23 protein-coding genes are annotated in these 25,177 nt (G+C 70.8%); 9 read left to right on the top strand and 14 right to left on the bottom strand.

Going from position 1 to position 25,177, the window contains the following annotated elements:
• Positions 1-22 precede the first annotated feature (22 nt).
• The 6 genes from ACZ5VC_RS08675 to ACZ5VC_RS08650 form a co-directional block, all read right to left on the bottom strand.
• Complete coding sequence (locus ACZ5VC_RS08675) at positions 23-2,239, bottom strand: HelD family protein (RefSeq protein ID WP_469119350.1); 2,217 nt, start codon at positions 2,237-2,239, stop codon at positions 23-25.
• 174 nt (positions 2,240-2,413) lie between these two features.
• Complete coding sequence (trxA, locus tag ACZ5VC_RS08670) at positions 2,414-2,758, bottom strand: thioredoxin (RefSeq protein WP_469119349.1); 345 nt, start codon at positions 2,756-2,758, stop codon at positions 2,414-2,416.
• Positions 2,759-2,762: 4 nt separating this feature from the next.
• The gene (locus ACZ5VC_RS08665) at positions 2,763-3,155 is read right to left on the bottom strand and encodes a MerR family transcriptional regulator (protein ID WP_468706889.1); all 393 of its coding nucleotides are present in this window, start codon (positions 3,153-3,155) and stop codon (positions 2,763-2,765) included.
• A gap of 67 nt (positions 3,156-3,222) precedes the next feature.
• Positions 3,223-4,089, bottom strand: a complete 867-nt coding sequence (locus tag ACZ5VC_RS08660) for a nitroreductase/quinone reductase family protein (protein WP_469119348.1) — start codon at positions 4,087-4,089, stop codon at positions 3,223-3,225.
• Between the two features lie 101 nt (positions 4,090-4,190).
• Positions 4,191-5,111, bottom strand: coding sequence for an NAD(P)-dependent oxidoreductase (locus ACZ5VC_RS08655; protein WP_469119347.1), 921 nt, complete (start codon positions 5,109-5,111; stop codon positions 4,191-4,193).
• A gap of 83 nt (positions 5,112-5,194) precedes the next feature.
• Positions 5,195-5,716 (bottom strand): Lrp/AsnC family transcriptional regulator, encoded by a 522-nt coding sequence (locus ACZ5VC_RS08650; RefSeq protein ID WP_469119346.1) that lies wholly within the window; start codon positions 5,714-5,716, stop codon positions 5,195-5,197.
• Positions 5,717-5,782: 66 nt separating this feature from the next.
• Here ACZ5VC_RS08650 and ACZ5VC_RS08645 point away from each other — a divergent pair, with 66 nt between their 5' ends.
• Together ACZ5VC_RS08645 and ACZ5VC_RS08640 are read left to right on the top strand one after the other, a co-directional pair.
• Complete coding sequence (locus ACZ5VC_RS08645) at positions 5,783-6,700, top strand: NAD-dependent epimerase/dehydratase family protein (protein ID WP_469119345.1); 918 nt, start codon at positions 5,783-5,785, stop codon at positions 6,698-6,700.
• Positions 6,700-7,596, top strand: coding sequence for an aldo/keto reductase (locus tag ACZ5VC_RS08640; RefSeq protein ID WP_469119344.1), 897 nt, complete (start codon positions 6,700-6,702; stop codon positions 7,594-7,596). Before ACZ5VC_RS08645 ends, ACZ5VC_RS08640 begins: the two co-directional genes overlap by 1 nt.
• A 151-nt stretch (positions 7,597-7,747) precedes the next feature.
• Here ACZ5VC_RS08640 and ACZ5VC_RS08635 read toward each other — a convergent pair whose 3' ends face one another.
• Positions 7,748-9,154, bottom strand: a complete 1,407-nt coding sequence (locus ACZ5VC_RS08635; RefSeq protein ID WP_469119343.1) for a cation:dicarboxylate symporter family transporter — start codon at positions 9,152-9,154, stop codon at positions 7,748-7,750.
• A gap of 106 nt (positions 9,155-9,260) precedes the next feature.
• Between ACZ5VC_RS08635 and ACZ5VC_RS08630 the strand changes: the two genes are divergently transcribed.
• The 3 genes from ACZ5VC_RS08630 (at position 9,261) to ACZ5VC_RS08620 (ending at position 12,477) form a co-directional block, all read left to right on the top strand.
• The gene (locus ACZ5VC_RS08630; protein WP_469119342.1) at positions 9,261-10,961 is read left to right on the top strand and encodes a sensor histidine kinase; all 1,701 of its coding nucleotides are present in this window, start codon (positions 9,261-9,263) and stop codon (positions 10,959-10,961) included.
• Positions 10,958-11,632: a response regulator gene (locus ACZ5VC_RS08625; protein WP_468706905.1), complete on the top strand. Its 675-nt coding sequence runs from the start codon at positions 10,958-10,960 to the stop codon at positions 11,630-11,632. Before ACZ5VC_RS08630 ends, ACZ5VC_RS08625 begins: the two co-directional genes overlap by 4 nt.
• Positions 11,633-11,868: 236 nt before the next feature.
• Positions 11,869-12,477 (top strand): helix-turn-helix domain-containing protein, encoded by a 609-nt coding sequence (locus ACZ5VC_RS08620; RefSeq protein ID WP_469119593.1) that lies wholly within the window; start codon positions 11,869-11,871, stop codon positions 12,475-12,477.
• Positions 12,478-12,562: 85 nt separating this feature from the next.
• Here the strand turns inward: ACZ5VC_RS08620 and ACZ5VC_RS08615 are convergent, their stop codons facing one another.
• The 3 genes from ACZ5VC_RS08615 to ACZ5VC_RS08605 form a co-directional block, all read right to left on the bottom strand.
• Positions 12,563-12,928 carry an RICIN domain-containing protein gene (locus tag ACZ5VC_RS08615; RefSeq protein ID WP_469119341.1) on the bottom strand — a complete coding sequence of 122 codons (366 nt, stop codon included), beginning with the start codon at positions 12,926-12,928 and terminating at the stop codon, positions 12,563-12,565.
• A gap of 59 nt (positions 12,929-12,987) precedes the next feature.
• Complete coding sequence (locus ACZ5VC_RS08610) at positions 12,988-13,710, bottom strand: helix-turn-helix domain-containing protein (RefSeq protein ID WP_469119340.1); 723 nt, start codon at positions 13,708-13,710, stop codon at positions 12,988-12,990.
• A gap of 265 nt (positions 13,711-13,975) precedes the next feature.
• Positions 13,976-15,001, bottom strand: coding sequence for an ATP-dependent 6-phosphofructokinase (locus ACZ5VC_RS08605; RefSeq protein WP_469119339.1), 1,026 nt, complete (start codon positions 14,999-15,001; stop codon positions 13,976-13,978).
• A 191-nt stretch (positions 15,002-15,192) separates the two neighbouring features.
• On the opposite strand from ACZ5VC_RS08605, the gene pta reads away from it, so the two are divergent.
• The 3 genes from pta to pyk all read left to right on the top strand — a co-directional run bounded on the left by pta (position 15,193) and on the right by pyk (position 20,002).
• Entirely contained in the window at positions 15,193-17,274 is a 2,082-nt protein-coding gene (pta, locus tag ACZ5VC_RS08600; RefSeq protein ID WP_469119338.1) for a phosphate acetyltransferase, read from the top strand.
• Positions 17,271-18,494 carry an acetate kinase gene (locus tag ACZ5VC_RS08595; protein ID WP_469119337.1) on the top strand — a complete coding sequence of 408 codons (1,224 nt, stop codon included), beginning with the start codon at positions 17,271-17,273 and terminating at the stop codon, positions 18,492-18,494. The genes pta and ACZ5VC_RS08595 overlap by 4 nt, the downstream gene beginning before the upstream one ends.
• A gap of 74 nt (positions 18,495-18,568) precedes the next feature.
• Positions 18,569-20,002 (top strand): pyruvate kinase, encoded by a 1,434-nt coding sequence (gene pyk, locus ACZ5VC_RS08590; RefSeq protein WP_469119336.1) that lies wholly within the window; start codon positions 18,569-18,571, stop codon positions 20,000-20,002.
• Between the two features lie 94 nt (positions 20,003-20,096).
• Here the strand turns inward: pyk and ACZ5VC_RS08585 are convergent, their stop codons facing one another.
• From ACZ5VC_RS08585 to ACZ5VC_RS08570, 4 genes are all read right to left on the bottom strand, one after another.
• Positions 20,097-21,419, bottom strand: a complete 1,323-nt coding sequence (locus ACZ5VC_RS08585) for a hypothetical protein (protein ID WP_469119335.1) — start codon at positions 21,417-21,419, stop codon at positions 20,097-20,099.
• Positions 21,409-21,981, bottom strand: a complete 573-nt coding sequence (locus ACZ5VC_RS08580; RefSeq protein ID WP_469119334.1) for a DUF6114 domain-containing protein — start codon at positions 21,979-21,981, stop codon at positions 21,409-21,411. The genes ACZ5VC_RS08585 and ACZ5VC_RS08580 overlap by 11 nt, the downstream gene beginning before the upstream one ends.
• Positions 21,982-22,089: 108 nt before the next feature.
• Entirely contained in the window at positions 22,090-22,728 is a 639-nt protein-coding gene (locus tag ACZ5VC_RS08575; RefSeq protein WP_468706921.1) for a DUF6230 family protein, read from the bottom strand.
• A 589-nt stretch (positions 22,729-23,317) separates the two neighbouring features.
• The gene (locus ACZ5VC_RS08570; protein ID WP_469119333.1) at positions 23,318-24,286 is read right to left on the bottom strand and encodes a tetratricopeptide repeat protein; all 969 of its coding nucleotides are present in this window, start codon (positions 24,284-24,286) and stop codon (positions 23,318-23,320) included.
• A gap of 230 nt (positions 24,287-24,516) precedes the next feature.
• Between ACZ5VC_RS08570 and ACZ5VC_RS08565 the strand changes: the two genes are divergently transcribed.
• On the top strand, positions 24,517-25,143 hold the full coding sequence (locus ACZ5VC_RS08565; RefSeq protein ID WP_469119332.1) for a TetR/AcrR family transcriptional regulator: 627 nt from the start codon (positions 24,517-24,519) through the stop codon (positions 25,141-25,143).
• Positions 25,144-25,177: the final 34 nt, after the last annotated feature.

Raw genomic sequence — 25,177 nt, 5'->3', positions numbered from 1 at the left:
ACTCTCCGTCATCACTGCCGCGCTAGCGGGCGGCGGCTTCGGCCGGGGCGACGCGGACGATTCCGAGGTGCTGGGTGGCCCGGGTCAGTGCCACATAGAGGTCGTTGACGGGCATCCGGTCCGGTTCGACGACGAGCACGGTGTCGAATTCCAGGCCCTTGGCCTCACGCGGGTCGAGCAGTACGACGGGCCGGGAGAGGTCCAACGGCCCGTCGGACGCCAGGTCCGCGAGCCCGGCGTGCAGATCGCGCGGGGCGATCACGGCGAGCCGGCCCTCCTTCGGTGCCTCCTCGAGGGCGAGTGCCGGTACCTCGCCGAGCGGGAGGGTCCGCTCCCACGGCCGGGCGCCCGTCGAGCGGATGGAACGCGGCGGCTCGAACCCCGGATCATGGGCGCGGCGCCGCTCGGCGGCGTACTCCATGATCTCCGCGGGCGTGCGGTAGTTGACGCCGAGCCGGGTGAGTTCCCAGCGGTCCTCGACGTACGGGCGGAGGATCTGCTCCCACGAGCCGCACCCCGCCTCGTCCCCGGTCTGGGCCGGATCGCCGACCAGGGTCATCGAACGGGTGGGGATGCGGCGCATCAGCAGCCGCCACGCCATCGGCGACAACTCCTGCGCCTCGTCGACGATGATGTGCCCAAAGGCCCAGGTCCGGTCCGCGGCGGCGCGCTCGGCGGCGGTGCGGTGGTCGCTCTCCTCATGACGGTCGGCGAACCGTTCGGCGTCGATGACGTCGTGCGCGGCGAGAACCTCCGAGGCGTCCTTGTCGAGCTCCTCCTTGTCCTCGAACTCGTAGGTGCGGGAGGCGTACGACACGTCGAGGACGCCCTGGGCGTAGGCGATCCGCTGCTGGCGTTCGGCCTCCTGGGCGGCGCGGACGGCGGAGTCGTCCTCGCCGAGGAGCTCGGCGGCCTCGTCCAGCAGGGGAACGTCCGAGACGGTCCACGGGCCGCCGGTGCGGCGGATGGCCGCGGCGTCCTCGTCCGGCAGATGGGACGGTTCCTCGAGGAAGTCGGCGACGAAGTCCTCGGGGGTCAGCGCCGGCCACAGCGAGTCGATCGCCGCGTGCACCTCGGCGCTGGCGGCGACGCCCTTGGCGAGCTGGGCGATGTCGTCGGGACCGAGGAAGTTGGGGCCGCCGTAGGGGTCGGCGCCGATCCGGTCGGACAGCTGCTCGGCCAGTGCGTCGATGATCCGGAAGGCGAAGTACGGGCGGGCGAGATTGTGCGGGAGCCCCGTCTCGCGCGCCTTGTGCCGGGCCTCCAGGGCCATGTCCCAGTCCAGGACCAGATCACCGTCGTCGTGCGGGATCACCAGCGGGGAGCCCCGCTCGGGCACCTGCTGCCGGTCACGTACGGCGTCGGCGAGGGTCGACGCCATGTCCGCGCGGCCCTTGACGGCGGCGGCGCGGGGGCTGTCGGTGGCGGTGGCGTGCACGCCGGGGAACAGTTCGCCGACCGTGGAGAGGAGCACCCCGGTCTCGCCGAGCGAGGGCAGCACCTCGCCGATGTAGCCGAGGAAAGCGGGGTTGGGCCCGACGACGAGGACGGCACGGCGGGCCAGCAGCTCGCGCTGCGCGTACAGCAGATAGGCGGCGCGGTGCAGGGCGACGGCGGTCTTCCCCGTTCCCGGTCCGCCCTCGACGACCAGGACACCCTGGTGCGGGGCGCGGATGACGCGGTCCTGCTCGGCCTGGATGGTGCGCACGATGTCGCCCATGCGACCGGTCCGGGCGGTGCTCAGCGCGGCGAGCAGGACCTCGTCCGCGTCCCGGGACTCGTATCCGGTGCGGGTCGTGTCGTCGAGGTCCATGATCTCGTCGTGCAGCGCGGTGACGGTGCGGCCCTGGGTGGTGATGTGGCGCCTTCTGCGCAGCCCCATCGGCTCGAATCCGGTGGCGAGGTAGAAAGGCCGCGCGACGGGCGCACGCCAGTCGATGAGCAGGGGTGTCCGCTCGGCGTCGTCCCGCCGGATTCCAATTCGGCCGATGTGATGGGTGACGCCGTCTCGACGGTCGATGCGCCCGAAACAGAGTCCGGAATCGTTGGTGTTCAGCGCGGCGAGCGTGGCGGAGTGCTCGATGACGGCGACATCCCGCTCCACGCGGGCCTGAAGACCGTTCCCGACCTGCTGGATCGACGTCCGGACGGCGGATTCGGCCTCGTCCCTGAGCGCGTCGAGACGCGCGTGGACGAGGGAGACGAATTGCTGTTCCCGCCGCAATTCCTCGCTTGACAATTCAGCTCCTGACGCGATACAGTGCCATTAGTTGATTCCGCCCTGCGCCTTTGTGCGCGCATAGATGGAAACAACTAATATACGCAGAGAAATACCCCGACCGTCAATTCGGATCCGGGGATTTTTTATGCGCACGGCCCTGGGCGCGGCCCCGTGGGGCCGCGCCACGCCCGGTCAGGCCCGGTCGGCGAGCACGTCCTCCAGCTCCTGGAGCAGCCGCCGCTTGGGGCGGGCGCCGACCATGGACTTCACGGGCTCGCCCGTGCGGAAGACCATGAGCGTCGGCATCGACAGCACGCCGTAGCGCGCCATGATCTCCGGGTTGGTGTCGACGTCGAGCTGCACCACCTTCAGCCGGTCCCGCTCCTCGTGCGCGACCGCGCTGAGGACCGGGGCGAGCTGACGGCACGGTCCGCACCAGTCCGCGGTGAATTCCACCAGGACCGGGAGGTCCGCGCCCAGCACCTCCGCGTCGAAGTCCGCGTCCGTCACCGCGTCGACGCCCTTTGTTCGGATCATCCGTTCACCCTCCGAGTTCACACTTGGGTTCGGGGCCGGCGGGCAGCTCCGCCTCGGCCCTGAGGAGTTCCGCGCCGACCTGCGCGCGCACCGCCTGCAGCTGGTCGATGAGCCCGTCCAGCTCGGCGAGCTTGCGCCGGTACACCGCGAGCGAGGCGGGGCACGCGTCCCCGGCCGGGTGGCCGGCGCGCAGACACTCGACGAACGGCCGGGTCTCCTCCAGCTCGAACCCGAAGTCCTGCAGGGTCCGGATCTGCTGGAGCAGCCGCAGGTCGTCCTCGTCGTACGTGCGGTAGCCGTTGACCGTCCGCCGGGCGGGCAGGAGACCACGGGACTCGTAGTACCGCAGAGTCCGCGTGGTGGTTCCGGCCCGCTCGGCAAGCTCGCCGATTCGCATGTCCCCGACCGTAATCCTTGACGTCGGGGTCAAGGCAACGCTCCGAGCGCCGGAGGGGGCCCCGCACTCACCGCAGCAGCGGGATCACCTGCTCCTCCTCATGGGCGAAATGGGTCTCCAGCTCGGCCTGGAGCCGGTCGAACTCCGCCCGGAGCGCCGACGGTTCCACCTCGTCCAGTGGCGACAGCAGCGCCTGGAGCTCGTCCAGGATGCGGGCGACCGTGCGGTGCTCCCGTCGCAGCCGCTCGAAGACATCCGCCTTGTGGGGGTGGGTACGGGCCAGATACGGGAAGAGGCCCGCGTCCTCGCCCCCGTGGTGGACCGCCATCGCCGAGCAGAACGTCAGGCAGTGCCTGCGCAGTTCGACGGTGAGACCCTCGGCGCCGGGGCCGCCCCGGGCGCCGATGCCCGCGCGCAGCTCCGCGAGTTCGCCGCGCAGCCAGTCGTGGATCCCGACCAGCTCGTCGGCGAGCGCGTCGAGCCGGTCCGGCGGGGTGTAGTCGCTCTCCGGGATCCGGTAGAGCGCGACCACCGGGATGGTCCGGGCGGTCGCCCGCTGGTAGTCCGCGTAACCGGGCGCCTCGGCCACCACCCGCGCGAACAGCTCGTCGCGCTCCGCGCCGCTCGCGGCGACGGCGGTGGCCTGCCAGGTGTCGGTGCCGGTCTCCACGGTGACCCGCGGGTTCACCAGGATGTTGCGGTACCAGTCGGGGTCACGGTCGGAGCCGCCGGCCGAACCGACGACAAGCAGCCGGTCGCCGTCCTCGACGAAGCCGAGCGGAACGGTGTGCGCCCCGCCCGACCGGGCGCCGGTGGTGGTAAGAAGAAGAAGCACCCATCCCTCGAAGGGGCCGCCGAGTACGCCGGCGTTGGTGCGGAATTCCGTGATGACGTGGGTATTGAAGTCGACGTTTCCGTCGGAGTTGAGAGGCAAGAGCCGTCCCTACTGCCCTCGAGCCTCCATGCCTCCGCTTTCGAGCGCGGACCGGCACGCGACGCGAGCCCGGACATGGAAACCGGGGACGGGACCGGCTGTCAAGACCCGTTCCTCACGACCTCGACGATGCTCGCCCAGTCGTCGGCGGCGTGCCCTCGGGCGATCGCCCGGTCGGCGACGGACTTCACGGCCTCCAGGTGGGACACGTCCAGACCGCGCTCCCGGGAGGCGTGGAGGATGTGCGCGACACCCTCCGCCATCATCCCCAGATTCGCCGCGTGGCCGGGGTACTCGCCCGCGTCGACGGCCTCGGCCCAGCCCTGTGCGAGGGGCGGCAGGATGTCCACGATGGTCTGCATGTACGGGACGAGCGCGCTCGCCGGCACCTTGTCGGCGGCGCCCAGCGCGAAGGCGTGGATGAGCCCGGTGATGGAGCCGTAGAAGAAGTCCAGCAGGGACAGGTCGTAGAGCGCGGCCAGCCCGTGGTCCTCGCCGACGAACGCGGCCCGGCCGCCGAGTGCCTTGAGGGTGGACTCGTACGCCTCGAAGGAGGCGCGCGAACCCGCGTAGAAGAGCAGCGCCTCCGGGGTGCCGACGGCCGGGGTCGGCACCATGACGGCACCGTCCAGATAGCCGATGGAGTGGGCGGCGGCCCAGGCGGCGGCGGTGCGTGCCCGCTCGGGCGTGTCCGAGGTGAGGTTCACCAGGACACGGCCCGCGAGGGCGTCGACCAGCGGGTCGACGATGGCCTGGGAGGCCGTGTAATCGACGACGCAGACGACGACGACCTCGCTCGCGCGGACGGCCGCCTCGGCGTCGGCGGCGAGGACCGCGCCCCGGGCGACGAGGTCGTCGGCCCTGCCCGGCGAACGGTTCCAGACGGTGGTGGGGTGGCCGGCCGCGAGGAAGGCTCCGGCGAGGGCGCTGCCCATGGCGCCGAGACCGAGGACGGTCACGGGGGCCTTGGCTTCCATGGTGGATTCCGTGGTGAGTTGTGTGGTGGATCGTGTGGTGGACATGGCCGCCATGCTTCTTCGACGCACCGTCACGCCACAAGTACCGACTAAAAAGTCAGGTACTCACCAGGAGGTAACCATCCAGGTCAGCGCGGTGCCGGCAGCAGGGGCTTCCGCTCGACGGGGGACGACAGCACGATCGAGGTGGTCGTCCGGCCGAGGGCGGAGGTCTGTTCCAGGATCTCTTCGAGGTGGAGGGTGTCGGTCACGGCGACCTTGAGGATCCAGCAGTCCTCCCCCACCACGTGGTGGGCCTCGGTGACCTCGGGACGGCCGGTCAGTTCCAGCGTCCGGGGGTGCTTGAGCGTGTAACCGCCGTGCGGATCGACGCGGATGAAGGCCTGGATGCCGTAACCGAGCCGGGCCGGGGAGACATGCGCGCCGTAGCCGGTGATGGCTCCGCACGCCTCCAGACGGCGGACGCGCTCGGTGACGGCCGCGGGGCTCAGCCGGACCCGCCGGCCCAGCTCGCTCAGTTTGATGCGGCCGTCGCTCTGGACGAGCTCCAGGATCTGCCGGTCGACGGGGTCGAAAGCGGGCGCCGATGTTTCTTCGGTGGCGGCGCGCAGATGCCGTGGTTCTTTTGGCGTGACGTCCGTGACTCCCATGTTTCCCCCTTCAGAACGCGGTGCGTCACCGTAACACTTGTCCTACCGCGAGAGGGAGTTGGGGAAATGGGCAGGGCATTGGACATCTGCGTCATCGGCGGAAGCCGTTATTTCGGAAAGCGGTTGATCAACCTTCTGCTGAAGTCCGGGCATTCGGTCACCGTCATCAACCGGGGTTCTTCGGCGCCGCCGGAGGGGGTGACGCGTCTGGTCGCCGACCGCGACGACGAGGCGGCCCTGGAGGCCGCGCTCGGTGCGCGCACCTTCGACGCCGTCATCGACCAGGTCTGCTACACCCCCGTGCAGGCGGAGATCGCGCGCCGGGTCTTCGGTCCGCGCGCCCGGCGCTATGTGATGACGTCCACGGTCGAGGTGTACGAGTACGAGGACTCCGCGTCGCCGGTGCGGGAGGAGGCGGTCGATCCCCGCGGGGTTCCGGTGGACACCGGCCTGCCGTGGGACGACGCCGCCTTCCTCGACGCGCACTACGGAGAGGGGAAGCGGCAGGCGGAGGCCGTCTTCGCGGCGGACCCGGTGTTCCCTTACGTGGCCGTGCGGGTGGCTCATGTGCTGGGCGGCGAGGACGACTTCACCGGACGGGTCGGCCATTACGCGCGGCGTGTCCGCGAGGCCGAGCCGATCGCGGTCCCGGTCGTGAACCACCCCGCCACCTATGTGTACGTCGAGGAGATCGCGGAATTCCTCGCATGGGCGGCGGAACAGGAATTCACCGGGCCGGTGAACGCGCATTCCCACGGCCCGCTGACGACGGCCGACATCTGCGCGGTGATCGAGGAACTCGTCGGCGGACGGACCGTGTTCCGGCAGGTGGAGGTGGGAGACGTCTCCCCCTTCTCCTTCGCCCGCTCGTACGCAATGGACAACTCCCGCGCCACGGCACTCGGATTCGCCTTCCGGCACTCCTCCGAGTGGCTGCGCGAGGCGATCGCGCAGACCGTCGCCCTTCCCGGAGAGGCCCGCTGATGCGCTCACGGACGATCGGCGGCGTACAGGTCGGCGCGGTGGGGCTCGGCACCATGCCGCTGTCGATCGAGGGCCGTCCGGACACCGCCCGGGCCCTCGCCACCGTGCACGCGGCCCTGGACGCGGGCGTGACCCTGCTCGACACGGCCGACTCGTACCACCCTCCGGGCGGCGAGCCGGGTGCCGGGGAGCTGCTGGTGGCCAGGGCGCTCGCGACGTACGGCGGTGGTACGGACGCGGTGCTGGTCGCCACCAAGGGCGGGCGCGGGCGGACGGACGACGGCGGCTGGAGCGTGAACGGCCACCCCCGTCATCTGCGGCGGGCCGCGGAGGCTTCCCTCTCGCGCCTGGGTGTCGAGGCGATCGGGCTCTACCAGCTCCACAAGCCGGACCCGGACGTGCCGTACGCCGACTCGCTGGGGGCGGTCCGCGACCTCCTGGACGCCGGTACGGTCCGGCTCGCCGGGATATCCAACGCGGATGTGACGCAGATCCGGCTGGCCAGGGAGATCCTCGGCGACCGGCTGGTCTCCGTGCAGAACCGCTACTCACCCGCAGTCCGGACGGGCGAGGCGCAGCTGCGGCTGTGCGAGGAGCTGGGGCTGGCGTTCCTGCCGTGGAGTCCGCTCGGCGGAATCTCGCGCAGCTCGCTGGACGGCGCGTCGGGCCAGGACGCGGACCCGGCGTTCGCCGGGTTCCACGCGGTGGCGCGGGAGCGGGGAGTGAGTCCGCAGCGGGTGGCGCTGGCGTGGCTGCTGGCCCGGTCACCGGCGGTGATCCCGATCCCGGGGGCGAGCAGGCCGCAGACCGTACGGGATTCGGCGGCGGCCGCCGATCTGGCGCTGGACGAGCGGGAGTTGGCGCTGCTGGAGTTCGAGGAGCCGACGCCTTCGTGAGCCCGGGCCGGCATCGGGGACGTACACCTTCCTGAGTCCTGGCCGGCATCGGGGACGTACGCCCTGATCTGACCGGCCGACCGGCCGGCCCGCCGGCGTGCGGACGCTGTCCGTCCGTACGCCGGCGGGCCGGCACGCGCCGCGGGAAGCCTCAGACCACCGCGGGGGTCTTCTCGTCGCCCCGCTGCTCCGGCACGTCCGCCGGGACCTCGGCGTGATCGTCGACCAGGGTCTTCTCGTCGAACGGCACACGGCCGGCGAGGACTTCGGCGGCCCGTTCCTTGTCGATCTCCTTCGTCCAGGTGCCGACCAGCACGGTCGCGACCGCGTTGCCCGCGAAGTTGGTCAGGGCGCGGGCCTCGCTCATGAAGCGGTCGATGCCGACGATCAGACCGACGCCGTCGACCAGTTCGGGCCGGTGCGACTGGAGGCCGCCCGCGAGGGTGGCCAGGCCCGCGCCGGTGACGCCCGCAGCGCCCTTGGAGGCGATGATCATGAAGACCAGGAGCGAGATCTGCTCGCCGACCGACAGCGGGTTGCCCATGGCCTCGGCGACGAAGAGCGAGGCCATCGTCAGGTAGATCGCCGTGCCGTCGAGGTTGAAGGAGTAGCCGGTCGGGACGGTGATGCCGACGACGGGCTTGCTCACCCCGAGGTGCTCCATCTTCGCGATCAGCCGCGGCAGCGCCGACTCCGACGACGAGGTGGAGAGGATCAGCAGGAACTCCCGGCCCAGGTACTTCAGCAGCGTGAAGATATTGATGCCGGCGACCAGCCGCAGCAGGGTGCCGAGCACCAGGAAGACGAAGAGGGCGCAGGTCGTATAGAAGCCGATCATGATGACCGCGAGGGACTTGAGGGCGTCGACGCCCGTCTCTCCGACCACGGCGGCGATGGCTCCGAAGGCGCCCACGGGGGCAGCCCACATGATCATGGCGAGGATGCGGAAGACCAGGCGCTGGATGTGGCCGATGCCGCGCAGGACGGGCTCGCCGGCCTTGCCCATGGCCTGCAGCGCGAAGCCGGCGAGCAGCGCGACCAGCAGCGTCTGGAGGACCTCACCCTCGGTGAAGGCGGACACCAGGGTCTTGGGGATGATGCCGAGGAGGAAGTCCGCGGTGCTCTCACCGCCGCCCGCGGCCTGCTTCTCGCCCGCGGCCGCCACCTCCTTGGTGAGGTGCAGCCCGGAGCCCGGGTCCAGCAGGTTGCCGACGAGCAGGCCGATGGCGAGGGCGACGGAGGACATGACCATGAAGTAGCCGAGGGCGAGGCCGCCGACCGCGCCCACCTTCGCGGCCTTGCGGACCGAGCCGACCCCCAGCACGATCGTGCAGAAGATGATCGGCGAGATCATCATCTTGATCAGATTCACGAAGCCGGTGCCGAGCGGTTTGAGCTCGACGGCGACACCGGGGGCGGCGAAGCCGACGGCGATGCCGAGTACGACGGCACCGATGACTGCCAGATACAGATAGTGGGTACGGTCCCGTCGTGCGGCCACGGGGTCCTCCTCGTCCAGATGGGTGTCCCCGTCCCGGGGGATGCGGCGACTATCCATCACCCTGTGAGCCCGGTCACCCTTGCGTGCGTTTCGTTCATCGATCCGCCGACACGATTGAGTCACGCGATTCCGCCATGCAATTCCGGCCAGGCAGACTGAGTGCATGCGCATACCCCGCCCCCGGCCCCGAAGCCTCGCCGGGCAGCTCTTCGCGATGCAGGTCGTGCTGGTGGCCGCGATCGTGGCCGGGTGCGCGGTCTTCGCATATGTGACGGACCGCTCGCAGGCCGAGGAGACCGCGCGCCGGCAGTCCACGGCGACCGCGACGGCCGTCGCCGCCTCCCCGTCGGTGGTGGAGGCGGCCCGCTCCCCGCACCCGACCACGCTGCTCCAGCCGTACGCCGAGGCGCTGCGCAAGGAAGCGGGCGTCACCTTCGTGGTGATCATGGCCCCGGACGGGACGCGCTGGACGCACCCCGAGCCGGCCCAGATCGGCCGGACCTATCTCGGGCACATCGAGCCCGCCGTACAGGGCCGGACCTTCTCCGAGACCCACCTGGGGGTACTCGGCCCCTCCGTCCGCACGGTCGCGCCGGTCGTCGACGACGGCAAGGTCGTCGCCCTGGTCAGCGCGGGCATCACCATCGAGCGGATCAGCGCGCAGATGCGGGAGCAGGTGACCGCGCTCCTGGTGATGGCGGGCGCGGCGCTGGCGCTCGGCGGCGCGGGGACGTACGTCATCAACGCGCGGCTGCGGCGGCACACCCACGGCATGAACGCCGCCGAGCTGAGCCGGATGCACGACTACCACGAGGCCGCGCTGCACGCGGTGCGCGAGGGTCTGGTGATGCTGGACGGACAGCGCCGGATCGCCCTGATCAATGACGGCGCGCGGGAGCTGCTCGGCCTGGACGCCGACGCGGTGGGGGCGCCGGTCGCCGAGCTGGGGCTCCCGAAGTCGCTGACCGGGGCCCTGTTGTCGAGTGAACCCCGGGTCGACGAGCTGCACCTGACGGCCGACCGGGTGCTGGTGGTGTCCACCCGTCCGGTGGTCGGCGGGGAGCGGCGCGGTACGGTCGTGACGCTCCGGGACCACACCGAACTGCAGTCGCTCTCCGGTGAGTTGGACTCCGAGCGGGGCTTCACGCAGGCGCTGCGCTCACAGGCTCACGAGGCGGCGAACCGGTTGCACACCGTCGTCTCGCTGATCGAGCTGGGCCGCTCCCAGGAGGCGGTCGACTTCGCGACGGCCGAACTGGAGCTGGCCCAGGCCCTGACCGACCGGGTCGTCGACGCGGTCGGTGAGCCGGTCCTCGCGGCCCTGCTGCTGGGCAAGGCGGCCCAGGCCAATGAGCGGGGCGTCGAACTGGTCCTCACCGCGGACAGCCGCATCGACGACGGCCTGCTTCCGCCGGCGCTCCCGGCCCGCGACCTCGTGACCATCCTGGGCAACCTGATCGACAACGCCGTCGAGGCGGCGACGGACGACGAGGAGCGGCCGGCCGACGGCGGGGAACGGGACGAGGAGCGGCCGGCCGACGGCGGGGAACGGAGTGACCCGGCGACACCGCCGGGGACGGGCGCCGGCCCGGGGAGGCCGCGCGTCACGGTCACCGCACGCGCCGACGAGGACGAGCTGCTGCTGCGGGTGGGCGACAGCGGGCCCGGAGTGCGGTGCGAGGACAGGGCCGTCGTGTTCGAGCGCGGCTGGTCGACCCGGGGCACCGGGCGGGGGCTCGGCCTGGCCCTCGTACAGCAGGCGGCGCACCGGGCGCGCGGAGCGGTCGAGCTTGCCCAAGGGCCGGAGGGCGGCGCCGAGTTCACCGTACGACTGCCGCTGCGACGCGCGGAGGTCCCGGCATGATCAAGGTTCTGGTGGTCGAGGACGACCCGGTCGCGGCCGACGCGCACGCGCTGTACGCGGGACGCGTCCCGGGCTTCACCGTCGTCGCGGTGGCGCACTCCCGCGCGGCCGCGGTACGCGCCCTGGACCGTATGCCCGTCGATCTGATCCTGTTGGACCTGTACCTGCCCGACGGGCACGGCCTTCAGCTGCTCCGCGCGCTGCGCGCCGCCGGTCACGCGGCGGACGTCATCGCCGTCACATCCGCGCGGGACCTGGGCATCGTCCGTGAGGGCGTGTCCCTGGGGGTCGTCCAGTACGTCCTGAAGCCCTTCACATTCGCGACGTTGCGCGACCGGCTGACCCGCTACGCCGAGTTCCGCGCCTCCGCGGGTGAGGCGTCCGGCCAGGAGGAGGTGGACCGGGCGCTCGCCACGCTGCGCACCCCGCAGCCCGCCGCGCTGCCCAAGGGCCTCAGCGCGCCCACTCTGGCGGCGGTGACGCGGACGCTGCGCGAGTCGCCGGGCGGGCTCACCGCGAGCGAGGCCGGGACCGCCGTCGGCATTTCCCGGATCACCGCACGCCGCTATCTGGAGCACCTGGTCACCGACGGCCGGGCGGCGCGCAGTCCTCAGTACGGCCAGGTCGGACGCCCGGAGCTGCAGTACCGCTGGACCGCCTCCGCCCGCTGAAAAACAAGATCCGCACGCCCTCTTCCGTGTTACCAGCCAGTTCGATACGGTGGGCCGAGCCACGCCTGCGTCCGGCCCCAGGCTTCCAGAGAGGGTCTCTCAGAGGTTCCTACGAGTTATGGCGTTGGGTGAACGCACCGTAGCCAATTGTGACCGGATGCTTCTACCGTGTCGGCGTGCAACCCTCCCCTCCCTTCAACGCCCCAGCAGCACGTCGGCTGCGCGAAGCCCTCGGCATGGCCCCCGGCCATGTCGCCTACGGACTGCGCGCCCAGTACGGCCTGCCGATATCCCCCGACACCGTCATCGCCTGGGAACGCGGGCACCTCGCCCCCAGCTCCCAGGAGCTCACCGCGCTCGCCGGAGTGCTCTGGTGCGCCCCGGCCGAGCTGCTCGCCGCCGCCACGACGCTCCGCGAACACCGGATGGCGCGCGGCCTGGCCCTCGACGACCTGGCCCGCCGGGTCGGGCTGGACGTGAACGCCTACCGGCGGATGGAGGAGTCCGGCCGCTGGCGCGGCAATGAGCGCCAGACCACCGCCCTCGCCGAGGTCCTCGTCCTGTCGCCCCGCGCCCTCGTCTCGGCCACCGGCCGCGACGACGAGCTGGCCGAACTGCTGCAGAGCGCGTCGACGACCCGCTGGCAGGCGTATGTGAAGCCGGTCGGCAAGCTCCTGCCGATACCCAGGCACGTGCTCGAGCGGGTCCTCCAGCAGCTGCACACCGAGTACCACTCCCGGATGGCGGCCACCAGCAGCTGGGGCGCCTCCGGCGGCAGCGGCGACTCCGGGCGGGAGTTCCTTGACCGGATCGTCCCGCACTTCTGGGAACTGACGGGCGACTGAGCCACCCGCCCGGCCCGTCCGCCCGACCGCTCCCTCATCCCTCCCGCGCACCCCTCGCGCACCCTCCGTGCGGCGCCTTCGCGCGCTACGCGGCCGGCTTCTTCGCCGGATCGGCGGCCTTCGGGTCGAAGCTGAACAGCTGTCCCGCTCCGTCCTTCGCGCACGGCGCCTGTTCCAGCCGCGCCCACTGCGCCTTCAGGTCGCCGCCCACCACCGCCACACACAGCCCGGTGTGCGTGGGCCTGAGCCGGTAACCCCTCACCGGCGTACCGAGGGGCTCGATGCGGAACGCCTCCGCGTCACCCCGCTGACCGCACTCGCTGTCCTGCAGCGGACCGCCCGGCAACCGGGCCTCCGCCGGAATCCCCGAGCAGCCCGGGCCGAACTCCGGATGGTGCGACACGATCCGCCACCGGCCGCCGTCGAGCCGTTCGAGGGCGTACTGCGGCACGACCGCTCCCTCGCAGCGCACCTGGTAGACCTGCCCCTCCCTCGATCTCGGGCGTTCGTTCAGGCACAGGCCGGAGTGGACCGCGCGGATCGCCACGAAACCGGACGCCGGCGCGACGGGCGGCCGGGGGCGCCCGCGGTCCCTCCGCCACCCGCGCCGCCGCCCTTGGCGGGGGGCTCCTCGCGGACGTACGCGACCACGCTCACCACGGCGATGACCAGCGCCGCGACGGCGATCAGGGCGACCAGCAGGCGCGGCGTGCCGGACCGGCCGCGACCGGAACGGGGCCCGGGCGCCGGGGTCGTCGGCCGGTGTGGGACGGCGCCCGCTTCACCGGCACCTTCGCTCCCGGGGCCTTCCGTACCGGCCTCCCCGGCGCCCGGCGTCCCTTCCGCCCACTCGGCCCCGCTCCTGTCCGGGCCCGCCGTCCCGCCCTCGGCCGGGCCCCCGGCGGGCTCCCCGGCCGCCTCCTTGGCGTATGCCGCCTCGAAGCGACCCCGTACGGCCAGCTCCTTGCGGACCACCAGCCAGCTCTCCAGCGCCTCCGGCCCCGCGCCGCACGCCCGCACGAAGGCGGTCAGCAGCTCCTCGCGGGGGACCGTCGTACGGGACAGCATGTTCGCCACGGTCGAGCGGGGCAGTACCTCCCCGACCGCCTCCGCACGCGCGGACAGCTCGCGGTAGGTCAGCCCGGACCGGTCCTTGAGAGCGGCCAGCAGCGCGATGAACTCGGCGGGGCTCCGCGCCTCCCGTGGATCGGGAGTTCTCTCCCCCTCGGCCATGCGTGCCTCTCCCCCATTCCCCCGCCCGGGTGCCGAACCGCCTCCGGACAGAGTTGGGACATGTCCGGGACATGCCTAAGCCTTGATGATCCGCCGTCCCAACTCAAGAGTGGAATCCGGCAATTCCGGTGGGGCCGGGATGCCGCGGGGGACACGAACGGCCCTGATCGTCCACGGGGGAGACGATCAGGGCCGCTCGACGGGTGACTCGGCGAGGTGTGTCCCGGACAGCGCCCGGACGCAACTCACCCGGGCGGGCGTGGCGTCAGAAGACCGACTCGGCCTCGAACACGCGGTTCTCGGGGACCGTCTTGAGGCGGGTCACGGCCTCACGCAGCGGCACCATGGTGACCTCCGAGCCCCGCAGCGAGGTCATCCTCCCGTACTCGCCCCGGTGCACCGCCTCCACGGCGTGCCAGCCGAACCGGGTCGCGAGCACCCGGTCGTACGCGGTCGGCGTGCCGCCGCGCTGGACGTGCCCCAGGATGACCGGCCGCGCCTCTTTACCCATGCGCCGCTCCAGCTCGACGGCCAGCCGGTTGCCGATGCCCAGGAAGCGCTCGTGGCCGTACTGGTCGATCTCGCCCTTCTGGTACTCCATGGAGCCCTCGGCCGGGTGCGCGCCCTCGGCGACGCAGATGACCGCGAACTTCTTGCCGCGCGCGAAGCGTTCCTCGACCATCTTCACCAGGTCGTCCACCTGGAAGGGGCGTTCGGGCAGGCAGATCCCGTGGGCGCCGCCGGCCATGCCGGACTCCAGGGCGATCCAGCCCGCGTGCCGGCCCATGACCTCGACGACCATGACCCGCTGGTGGGACTCGGCCGTGGTCTTGAGCCGGTCGATGGCCTCGGTGGCCACCATGACGGCGGTGTCGAAGCCGAACGTGCGGTCCGTGGAGGAGATGTCGTTGTCGATGGTCTTCGGCACGCCGACGACGGGCATACCGGCGTCGGACAGCAGCCGGGCGGCGGTCAGTGTGCCCTCGCCGCCGATGGGGATGAGGGCGTCGATGCCGTAGCGCTTCTGCAACTCCGCGCAGTTCTCGGCCGCTTCGCTCAGCCGGGCGCGCTCCATGCGGGCCGATCCCAGGATGGTGCCGCCGCGGGCCAGGATGCCGCTGACGGCGTTGAGGTCGAGGTGGCGGTAGTGCCCGTCGAGGAGACCCTTGAATCCGTCCTCGAAGCCGATGACTTCGTCTCCGTACCCGGTGAGCGCGCGGTGGACGACCGACCGGATCACAGCGTTCAGACCGGGACAGTCGCCGCCTGCGGTGAGAACTCCGATGCGCATCGTGCCGTGTCTCCTGCTCCGTAGTGGTACATGTGAGCTTTACCGATTCTCCCACTTCGAGGGCTCGGTCCGCCTCCGGGGCACCGTGAGTGCCCCACGGGCGCTTTATCCATGCCCAGAGGTATTGTCAAGAGGGCAATGCCACCCTATCGGGGATTTCCCACCGCACTCGCTTGACAGGAGACGACGGCGTGACGCGCAGCGTGTACGTGACCGGGATCGACCGCGGAGACGGCCGGCAGGTCGTGGAGCTGGGGGTCATGGAGCTCCTGACCCGCCAGGTGGACCGGGTGGGCGTGTTCCGGCCGCTTGTGCACGACGGGCCGGACCGGCTCTTCGAACTGCTGCGGACGCGCTACCGCCTCTCCCAGGATCCGTCCTCGGTGTACGGCATGGACTACTACGAGGCGTCGGCGCTCCAGGCCGAGCGGGGTACCGACGAGCTGGTGTCCCGGCTCGTCGAGCGCTTCCACCGGGTGGCGCGGGACTACGAGGTCGTGCTCGTCCTCGGCACCGACTACGCCGGCACCCAGCTCCCCGACGAGCTGGCGCTCAACGCCCGGCTGGCCAACGAGTTCGGCGCCTCGGTGATCCCGGTCGTCGGCGGCAGGAAGCAGGAGGCCGAGGCCGTCCGGGCCGAGGCGCGCAACGCCTTCCGGGCGTACGAAGGGCTCGGCTGCGACGTTCTCGCGATGGTGGTGAACCGGGTCGCCGCGGCGGACCGCGAGGCCATCGCCGACCGGCTGACCGCCCGCCTCCCGGTCCCCTGCTACGTCCTGCCCGACGAGCCGGCCCTGGCGGCGCCCACGGTCGCCCAGATCACCCACGCCCTGGGGGGCACGGTGGTGCTCGGCGACGACGCGGGGCTCGCACGGGACGCCCTGGATTTCGTCTTCGGCGGTGCGATGCTGCCGAACTTCCTCAACGCGCTGACCCCCGGGTGCCTGGTCGTCACCCCCGGCGACCGGGCCGACCTGGTGGTGGGCGCGCTCGCCGCGCACTCCGCCGGGACGCCGCCGATAGCGGGTGTCCTGCTCACCCTGAACGAGCGGCCGAGTGAGGAGATCCTCACCCTGGCGGCCAGGCTGGCGCCCGGCACCCCGGTGATCTCGGTCGCCGGCAACAGTTTTCCCACCGCCGCCGAACTCTTCGGCCTCGAAGGCAAGTTGAGCGCGGCGACACCCCGCAAGGCGGAGACCGCGCTCGGTCTCTTCGAGCGGCACGTGACCACCGCCGATCTGCTGAAGCGGATCTCGGTGGCGCGCAGTGGCCGGGTCACGCCGATGATGTTCGAACACGACCTGCTGGAGCAGGCGCGGGCCGACCGGCGCCGGGTGGTTCTTCCGGAGGGCACCGAGGAGCGGGTGCTGCGGGCGGCCGACGTTCTGGTGCGGCGCGACGTCTGCGACCTGACACTGCTCGGTGACGTCGAGATCATCCGCAAGAAGGCCGCCGATCTCGGGATCGATCTGAGCGCCACGCAGCTGATCGACCCGCAGACCTCCGAGCTGCGCCCGCGCTTCGCCGAGCAGTACGCGCGGCTGCGCGCCCACAAGGGCGTGACCGTGGAGCTGGCGTACGACGTGGTGGCGGACGTGAACTACTTCGGCACGCTCATGGTCGAGGAGGGCCTGGCCGACGGCATGGTCTCCGGCTCGGTGCACTCCACGGCCGCCACGATCCGCCCGGCCTTCGAGATCATCAAGACGAAGCCGGACGCGGGGATCGTCTCCTCGGTCTTCTTCATGTGCCTCGCCGACAAGGTGCTGGTCTACGGCGACTGCGCGGTCAACCCGGACCCGAACGCCGAGCAGCTCGCCGACATCGCCGTCCAGTCGGCCGCGACGGCCGCCCGGTTCGGGGTGGAGCCGCGGATCGCGATGCTCTCGTACTCCACCGGCACCTCGGGCTCCGGCGCGGACGTGGACAAGGTGCGGGAGGCGACGAAGCTGGTCCGTGAGTCGCGCCCGGATCTGAGCATCGAGGGCCCCATCCAGTACGACGCGGCCGTCGAGCCGTCCGTCGCCGCGACGAAGCTGCCGGACTCGGAGGTGGCGGGCCAGGCGAGCGTGCTGATCTTCCCGGACCTCAACACCGGCAACAACACCTACAAGGCCGTGCAGCGTTCGGCCGGCGCCGTCGCGGTCGGTCCGGTGCTGCAGGGTCTGCGCAAGCCCGTGAACGACCTCTCGCGCGGCGCGCTGGTCAGCGACATCGTCAACACGGTCGCCATCACGGCGATCCAGTCCCAGGGTCAGGAGATCTCCGCATGACGGCCACGCAGGCCAGGACGGCCACGCGCGTCCTCGTTCTCAACTCCGGCTCGTCGTCGGTGAAGTACCAACTGCTCGACATGCGGGACAGCTCGCGGCTGGCCGTGGGCCTGGTCGAGCGGATCGGCGAGGAGACGTCCCGGCTGGTCCACACCCCGCTGAGCACGGGGGCCGACCGGCGTGAGCGTACGGGCCCGATCGCCGACCACGCGGCGGCGCTGAAGGCCGTCGCCGAGGAGCTGGCGCGCGACGGAATGGGCCTGGACTCCTCGGACTTGGCCGCGATCGGCCACCGAGTGGTGCACGGCGGGCTGAAGTTCAGCGCGCCGACGGTGATCACCGAGGAGGTCATGGCGGAGATCGAGCGGCTGGTCCCGGTCGCGCCCCTGCACAACCCGGCGAACATCACCGGCATCCGGACCGCGCAGGCGCTGCGCCCCGATCTGCCCCAAGTGGCGGTGTTCGACACCGCGTTCCACACGACCATGCCGGAGTACGCCGCCCGGTACGCGATCGACGTGGAGACCGCGGACGCGCACCGCATCCGGCGCTACGGCTTCCACGGCACCTCGCACGCCTATGTGTCGCGGCAGACGGCGAAGCTGCTCGGGAAGGCGCCGGAGGACGTCAATGTGATCGTGCTGCACCTGGGCAACGGCGCGTCGGCGTCGGCGGTCGCGGGTGGTCGCTGTGTCGACACCTCGATGGGGCTGACGCCGCTGGAGGGTCTGGTGATGGGCACCCGCTCCGGTGACATCGACGCGGCCGTGACCTTCCACCTCATGCGGGTCGCCGGGATGAGCGCGGACGACATCGACGCACTGCTGAACAAGAAGAGCGGCCTGGTGGGGCTCTGCGGCGACAACGACATGCGGGAGATCCGCCGGCGGATCGACGAGGGCGACGAGCGGGCCCGGCTCGCGTTCGACATCTACGTCCACCGGCTGAAGAAGTACATCGGCGCGTACTACGCGGTACTCGGCCGGGTGGACGCGGTGGCGTTCACGGCGGGTGTCGGGGAGAACGCCGCCCCGGTGCGGGAAGCTGCGGTCACGGGCCTGGAGGAGCTGGGCCTGGCGGTGGACGCGGAACTCAATGGCGTACGTTCCGACGAGCCACGGCTCATCTCGCCGGAATACGCGCGAGTGGCGGTGGCAGTAGTGCCGACGGACGAGGAGCTCGAAATCGCGCGTCAGACGTTCGATCTTGTGAACGCCTGAGCGGGCCCCCGCCCATTTGTACTTTCCACCAGACGGAATATTCCGCAGGGAAACAAACCGATAGGATCCGCCTTATGCGCCGTTCCAAAATCGTCTGCACACTGGGCCCCGCCGTCGACTCCTACGAGCAGCTGAAAGCGCTCATCGAGGCCGGTATGAACGTGGCCCGCTTCAACTTCAGCCACGGGACCCACGCCGACCACGAGGAGCGGTACCACCGCGTCCGACAGGCCTCGCAGGACACCGGCCGCGCCGTGGGCGTGCTCGCCGACCTCCAGGGCCCGAAGATCCGCCTGGAGACCTTCGCCGAGGGACCGGTCGAACTGGTCCGGGGCGACGAGTTCACCATCACCACCGAGGACGTCCCCGGTGACAAGTCCATCTGCGGCACCACGTACAAGGGGCTGCCCGGAGACGTCTCCAAGGGCGACCAGATCCTGATCAACGACGGCAACGTCGAGCTGCGCGTCATCGAGGTCGACGGCACCCGGGTCAAGACCATCGTCGTCGAGGGCGGCGTGATCTCGGACCACAAGGGCATCAACCTGCCCGGCGCCGCGGTCAACGTCCCGGCCCTGTCCGAGAAGGACGTCGACGACCTGCGCTTCGCGCTCCGGATGGGCTGCGACATGGTCGCGCTCTCCTTCGTGCGGGACGCCAACGACGTCAAGGACGTCCACAAGGTGATGGACGAGGAGGGCCGCCGGGTCCCCGTCATCGCCAAGGTCGAGAAGCCGCAGGCCGTCGACAACATGGTGGACGTCGTGGCGGCCTTCGACGCGGTGATGGTCGCCCGCGGCGACCTGGCGGTCGAATACCCGCTGGAGAAGGTCCCGATGGTGCAGAAGCGCCTCGTGGAGCTCTGTCGCCGCAACGCCAAGCCGGTCATCGTCGCCACCCAGATGATGGAGTCGATGATCACCAACTCGCGCCCCACGCGCGCCGAGGCCTCCGACGTGGCCAACGCGATCCTGGACGGCGCGGACGCGGTCATGCTGTCGGCGGAGTCCTCCGTCGGCGCGTACCCGATCGAGACCGTGAAGACGATGTCGAAGATCGTCACCGCGGCCGAGGAGGAGCTCCTCTCCAAGGGTCTGCAGCCGCTCGTGCCGGGCAAGAAGCCGCGTACGCAGGGCGGCTCGGTCGCCCGCGCGGCCTGCGAGATCGCGGACTTCCTGGGCGCCAAGTCGCTGGTCGCCTTCACCCAGTCCGGCGACACTGCCCGCCGTCTCTCCCGCTACCGCGTGGCCCAGCCCATCCTGGCCTTCACCACCGACGAGGGCACCCGCAACCAGCTCGCCCTGAGCTGGGGCGTCGAGTCCTTCGTCGTCCCGTACGTGGACAACACCGATGCGATGGTCGACCTGGTCGACGCGGAGCTGCTGAAGCTCCAGCGGTACAACGCGGGTGACACCATGATCATCACCGCCGGTTCGCCCCCCGGCGTCCCCGGCACCACGAACATGGTCCGAGTCCACCACCTGGGCGGCGAGGCCGCCGCCGAGTAGTCACGGCGCCGACCGCGAGAAAAGCGGTGAGCCCCCGTCCGGTGCGGACGGGGGCTCACCGCTTTTCGCGGCTCCCGGAAAAGTCTGGGGTGGATCAGCTGGGCTCGATCGTGTTCCGCAGGCCCGGCACCTTGAGCGTGCCGCCGAACTGGCCGGCCTGCTTGACGTGCACCTTGGTGAAGAAGGCGAAGGGAACATTCAGCGGGGGCGGGGTCTCCGGGCTGAACGTGATCGGAATGAGGCCGAAGAGGTTGCCCTTCAGCTCCTCCGTGTACATCGTCACCGTGCCGTTGGTGATCGTGGACGTCGAGCCCGCGTTGGACCTGACGTGGCCGGTCAGACCCTCGGAGTGCACCGTGAGCTGGTGCAGGTCCTTGATCTCGACCTCGCTCGCGGTGAACTTCAGCACCTTCTTGATCTTGCCGCTGCCGGTCTTCACCTCGACGATGCCGTGGTAGTCGAGGCCCTTGAGCGTGAGCTTGCTGCTCTCCAGCAGCCACGGCTCGTCCGGGAGCAGCGGGATGCCCGGCTCCATCTTCGCGTCCGCGAGTGCCTGGGGATCGGGCGTCGGGCAGGGGAAGGGCTGCTTGGCGCCCTCGGGTATGTCCTCGTCCTTCTTGGGGTCGAGGCCCTTGGCCTTCTCCGGCAGCTCTTCGACCGTGGCGCCGGCCTTGTCGGCGGCGTCCTTGATCGCGTCCTTGGTCCTGTCGGTGACCTCGCCGGTCTTCGTGCCGCCCGCCTCCGCGGACGGCTCGGTGCTCGGCTCGGCGCTCGGCTCGGTGCTCGGCTGCGTCGAGGGCTTGGTGGACGGGGCGTCCGGCGCGCTCGGGGCAGTGGTCGACGGGGTGGCCGTCGGCTGCTCGTCGGGGCCGTCGAAGATGTCCTTGATCTTGTCGCCGAGACCCAGCGGGTCGAGCGGATTGACCGTCTTCGTCGGGGTCGGGGCCGGGGCGGGCGCCTGGGCGGCCGTGTCCTTCGGCAGGGTCTGCGTGCCGCTGGTGCTCGCGGAGGGGCTGGCGCCGGGAGTCGGCGTCTTGCCGTCCGCCGTGTCCGTCTCGTCCTTGGACCCGTCGTCCTTGCCCGCCGACTCGCTCGCGCTCGGCTTCGCCGACGGCTCGGTGGACTCCTCCGGGCTCTTCGACGCGGTGGGCTTCTCCGACTCCGACGGCTCGTCGGAGCGCGTCACGCACGGGCCGGGCGCGAAGGGGATGTCCTTCTCGTCGGCGAGTGCGAGCTTCGGGGTCAGGCCAAGACCGATGAAGACGGCGGTCGGCATCGCCGCCAGGGCCATCGCCTTGCCGGCGGGGGCCTGGATCTTGCTCAGCAGCGACTTCCGGGGGGCCGCGTGCCGCGGCCCGCTTCTTGCCAGAGTGGCGTCGCCCCCAGCCGTCGCCGACTGTGTTTCGTCACCCCGCACTGTTCCTCCCGCCGTTGGCGTCGAACGCCGTTTCATGGGCGCTCGCGTTCGAGTACGACTCCTCGCCGGCACGCTGCTCGGGGAGGACAGAGGCGCCGTCGGTGCCCGAAGGCCCCGCGGTCCCGTCGTGCTGCGCCTGCTCGGCCCGCACCGCGTCGCTCTCCTCCACCGGCACTCCCGGGGCCCACGCCGCGGAGAGCGCGCCGCCGACCAGCGAGAGGAGGAAGCCGATGAGGAAGCCGCCGATGTTGGCCACCGGAAGGGACACCAGGGCCAGCACGATGGCGGCGACGCCCGCGAAGACCCGGACGGCGGCCTGGAACCACATCGTCAGACCGAGGGTGACGAGCAGGACGCCGATGATCAGCGATCCTGCGCCCGCCGTGGTGGACATGGCGATCGTCATGTTGCCCAGCCGCATGTCGGCGTAGGGCAGGTAGGCGATCGGTACGCCGCCCAGCATGGTGAACAGCCCGCCCCAGAACGGCCGGTTGCCACGCCACGCCCGGAAACGCAGCCACCAGTAGGGGAATCCGTGGGAACCAGTGGACTCGGCGCTCATGGAAAACAGCTCCCTGGAAGCGGTGTTGCTGAGAAAGGTGGTGAAAAGTAATGAAGGGGACCGGAACGGGCGGGGCCACTACCGCGGCCCACGCCCGTCGGGAGCTTCTTACTCGGAGAAGCACTCCTTGGTGCCCTTGTGCAGCTTCAGGCTCAGGTTGGGGAGCTTGAAGGTGCCGGCGGTGGTCGCCCAGGCCTTCTGCTCCACGCCCGTGAGCTTGGCCGACTTGGCGCGCTGCGAGAAGCCGTACGGGTTGGCCTGGGTGCCCGGCTGAATGCCCGGGTCCTTCAGCGAGCCCGCGGCCACACCGATGTCGATGTTGCCGAACTCGGCGTCGGCCTTCAGCGACGAGACATCGAGGTAGATGTCCTTCGCGTAGACCGGCTTGTTCTCCTCGGTGCCGGCCCGCAGCTCCAGGCTGACGTTGCCGATGAACGGCACGTCGGGCGTGACGACCGACTGGCACATGTTGGTGATCCAGGCCTCGCTGAAGCCCGAAACGGCGACCGGCTCGGCGAACGGCTTGCCCTTGAGGTCCTTGCCGCTGGCGACGCTTCCGTACTGGACGAAGTCGTTGCCCTTGAGGCTGTCAGCCTTAACCTTGAACTCTTGGCCGGAGATGCTGAACGACGCGGCGAGCGCGCCCTGCGCCAGGCCGACACCGATCGCGGCCGTAGCGACCACGCTCGGCACCATGACAACGGCGAACCGCTTCCATCTGGTACCGCCACGAACCTGGGACTTCATGAGAATTCCTCCTTCTCGGACGTACATCTCCGGATGGGCCCAGGGCCCGTCCTGGGATGGGAGAAGTGCTACGTCCTCGGGAAGGAGAGCGCCGTACTCCAGGCGCGAGGTGCGTCCGAATCACCGGCGATCACCCCCGAGCGACAACCACTGGCTGTGCTTCACGCGTCCACACAGCCTGTTTGGACAGGCCCTGCCGGATCAGCAGGAACCCCCCTGTCCACAGCCGGCGACACTGTCGCCGACTCGCTCGGTGGGGACCCTCGCCGCTCACCCGGCAGGATGCCGGGCTGGTGCGGTGGAGGACCGAGCGTCGCCGATCGTGGTCCATTCCGAGCCGGGGCACAAGGGGGTTCGTTACTGACTAGTAACGGGTGGATAACCACGCCACGACGGGGTGATGTCGACCGGCCACACAGGGTGCCACCCGGGTGCACGACATAGAGGAAGATTGCCGGTGAAAACCGGACAGAAATACGGGTTTGATTTACTACGAGTAACAGCGGCCGCGATTACCAAGTTTTGGTAAAACGCGGCCGCGTTTTGTCACTGGGTCGCCAAATCGGTGGCGTACGGGGTGTTCAGGGGGTCAGAACAGCACCCGCGCCAACGCCGACCGGGCGGCGGTCACCCGGGAGTCGTCGGAGCCGATGACCTCGAAGAGTTCGAGCAGGCGCAGACGCGCCCTGTCCCGGTCCTCACCCGCGGTGCGCCGCACGACGTCGATCAGCCGTCCGAAGGCGTCCTCGACGTGTCCGCCCACCAGGTCCAGGTCGGCCGCGGCGATCTGGGCCGCCGGGTCCGCCGGGTTCTCCGCGGCGTCCTTGCGCACCTGCGCCGGGTCCAGGTCCCGCACCCGGGCGAGCAGCTCGGCCTGGGCGAGGCCGAGCTTGGCCTCCAGGTTGCCCGGGTCGTCACCGAGGACGTTCTTGTACGCCTGGATCGCGCCGCCGAGGTCGCCGGCGTCCAGCGCCTGGACGGCCGCTTCGAGCAGCGCGTCGTACGGGCCGACGGGCACGGGGGCGGGGGCGGACGGGTCGGCCTGCGGGTCGACCACGATGCCGGTGAGTCCGAAGCGCTCCTCGCCGACCTGGATCAGCTGGTCCAGGGTCTGACGGATCTGGGCCTCCGGGGCCGCGCCCTGGAAGAGCGGCAGCGCCTGGCCGGCGACCACCGCGAAGACGGCCGGAATCCCCTGGATCCCGAACTGCTGCATCAACATCTGGTTTGCGTCGACGTCGATCTTGGCGAGCACGAAACGGCCGTTGTACTCGACGGCGAGGCGCTCGAGAAGGGGGCTCAGCTGCTTGCACGGCTCGCACCACTCGGCCCAGAAGTCGAGGACGACCGGCACCTCGGTGGAGCGCTGGAGCACCTCGCGCTCGAAGCCCGCCTCGTCGACATCGATCACCAGGGCGGAGGGAGCCACGGCCGCGGTGCCGCCGCCCTGACGGGCCGCTTCGGCGCGCGCCTGCTCCGCCTTGGCCTTGGCCTCTCCGGCCGCCTTCACCGCGGCGAGGTCGACGACGCCGCTCATGGACATGTTCCTAGGCTGCATGAGTACATCCTCCCCCTTCCGCGCGCGTAACCGGTAAGCCTCTTGCCACTCTTCGCTGTGGCGCCGGGTCCCCACCTGGCGCCTGTGGTTGTCGCTGGGGCCGCTCAAGCCTTTCGCTACGAGTCGTAGCGTAACTGGATCTTCTCGGGGCGGTGGGACAACCGGCGGGTGAACTGGCTCACACGGCGAGGACGCTGGCGCATTACCTACTCGCCGGTATGGTCGCCGTCATGTGTAGCCGCACCACTTCCCGCAGCCGTACCGGGCGCCCCCGCAGTGTCGAGGCCGATGCCGCGATCCTCGAGGCGACCCGTGACGCGCTGGTGGAACTGGGCTGGTCGAAGCTGACCATGGGCGATGTGGCGACCCGCGCCAAGGTCGCCAAGACGACGCTCTACCGGCGGTGGGCGAGCAAGAACGAGCTGGTCGTGGACGCGGTCGCGGTGCTCTTCGACGAATTGGAACTGCCCGATCTCGGCAGTCTCCAGGCCGACATCGAGAACGTGGTGCTGCAGTTCGCGGCGCTGCTGGAACGGCCCGAGACCAAGACGGCTCTGATGGCGGTGGTGGCGGAGTCCACGCGCGACGAGCCACTGCGGATGCGGATCCGGACGTCCATCGTGGACCGGCAGAAGAGGCTGGTTCTGGAGGGTCGCCAGCGCGCCCAGGAGCGGGGCGAGCTGCCCGCGGACCGGGACCCGCGCGCGATGGAGGGCACCGACGACCTGATCTTCGACGTGATCGCCGGGGCCGTGGTGCACCGGGCGCTGGTGAGCGCCGAACCCGTGGACGAGGAGTGGGTCCGGCGCTTCACCGCGCTGCTGATCGGCGGCCTGGGGGCGGCGGCCGGCGGCTGAGCGCCCCGGACCCGCGCCGCCCCGCGCCGCCGCT

The sequence above is a fragment of the Streptomyces sp. NPDC033174 genome (assembly GCF_055577795.1).
Note: the sequence above shows the minus strand (reverse complement) of the source record. Positions and strands in the feature narration are given on the sequence as shown.

Bases quoted from the DNA above. Each gene is read 5' to 3' on its own strand.
- trxA (WP_469119349.1), bottom strand. From the start codon at position 2,758: ATGATCCGAACAAAGGGCGTCGACGCGGTGACGGACGCGGACTTCGAC.
- ACZ5VC_RS08665 (WP_468706889.1), bottom strand. From the start codon at position 3,155: ATGCGAATCGGCGAGCTTGCCGAGCGGGCCGGAACCACCACGCGGACT.
- ACZ5VC_RS08655 (WP_469119347.1), bottom strand. From the start codon at position 5,111: ATGTCCACCACACGATCCACCACACAACTCACCACGGAATCCACCATG.
- ACZ5VC_RS08650 (WP_469119346.1), bottom strand. From the start codon at position 5,716: ATGGGAGTCACGGACGTCACGCCAAAAGAACCACGGCATCTGCGCGCC.
- ACZ5VC_RS08645 (WP_469119345.1), top strand. From the start codon at position 5,783: ATGGGCAGGGCATTGGACATCTGCGTCATCGGCGGAAGCCGTTATTTC.
- ACZ5VC_RS08640 (WP_469119344.1), top strand. From the start codon at position 6,700: ATGCGCTCACGGACGATCGGCGGCGTACAGGTCGGCGCGGTGGGGCTC.
- ACZ5VC_RS08635 (WP_469119343.1), bottom strand. From the start codon at position 9,154: ATGGATAGTCGCCGCATCCCCCGGGACGGGGACACCCATCTGGACGAG.
- ACZ5VC_RS08630 (WP_469119342.1), top strand. From the start codon at position 9,261: ATGCGCATACCCCGCCCCCGGCCCCGAAGCCTCGCCGGGCAGCTCTTC.
- ACZ5VC_RS08625 (WP_468706905.1), top strand. From the start codon at position 10,958: ATGATCAAGGTTCTGGTGGTCGAGGACGACCCGGTCGCGGCCGACGCG.
- ACZ5VC_RS08620 (WP_469119593.1), top strand. From the start codon at position 11,869: ATGGCCCCCGGCCATGTCGCCTACGGACTGCGCGCCCAGTACGGCCTG.
- ACZ5VC_RS08610 (WP_469119340.1), bottom strand. From the start codon at position 13,710: ATGGCCGAGGGGGAGAGAACTCCCGATCCACGGGAGGCGCGGAGCCCC.
- ACZ5VC_RS08605 (WP_469119339.1), bottom strand. From the start codon at position 15,001: ATGCGCATCGGAGTTCTCACCGCAGGCGGCGACTGTCCCGGTCTGAAC.
- ACZ5VC_RS08595 (WP_469119337.1), top strand. From the start codon at position 17,271: ATGACGGCCACGCAGGCCAGGACGGCCACGCGCGTCCTCGTTCTCAAC.
- pyk (WP_469119336.1), top strand. From the start codon at position 18,569: ATGCGCCGTTCCAAAATCGTCTGCACACTGGGCCCCGCCGTCGACTCC.
- ACZ5VC_RS08580 (WP_469119334.1), bottom strand. From the start codon at position 21,981: ATGAGCGCCGAGTCCACTGGTTCCCACGGATTCCCCTACTGGTGGCTG.
- ACZ5VC_RS08575 (WP_468706921.1), bottom strand. From the start codon at position 22,728: ATGAAGTCCCAGGTTCGTGGCGGTACCAGATGGAAGCGGTTCGCCGTT.
- ACZ5VC_RS08570 (WP_469119333.1), bottom strand. From the start codon at position 24,286: ATGCAGCCTAGGAACATGTCCATGAGCGGCGTCGTCGACCTCGCCGCG.
- ACZ5VC_RS08565 (WP_469119332.1), top strand. From the start codon at position 24,517: ATGTGTAGCCGCACCACTTCCCGCAGCCGTACCGGGCGCCCCCGCAGT.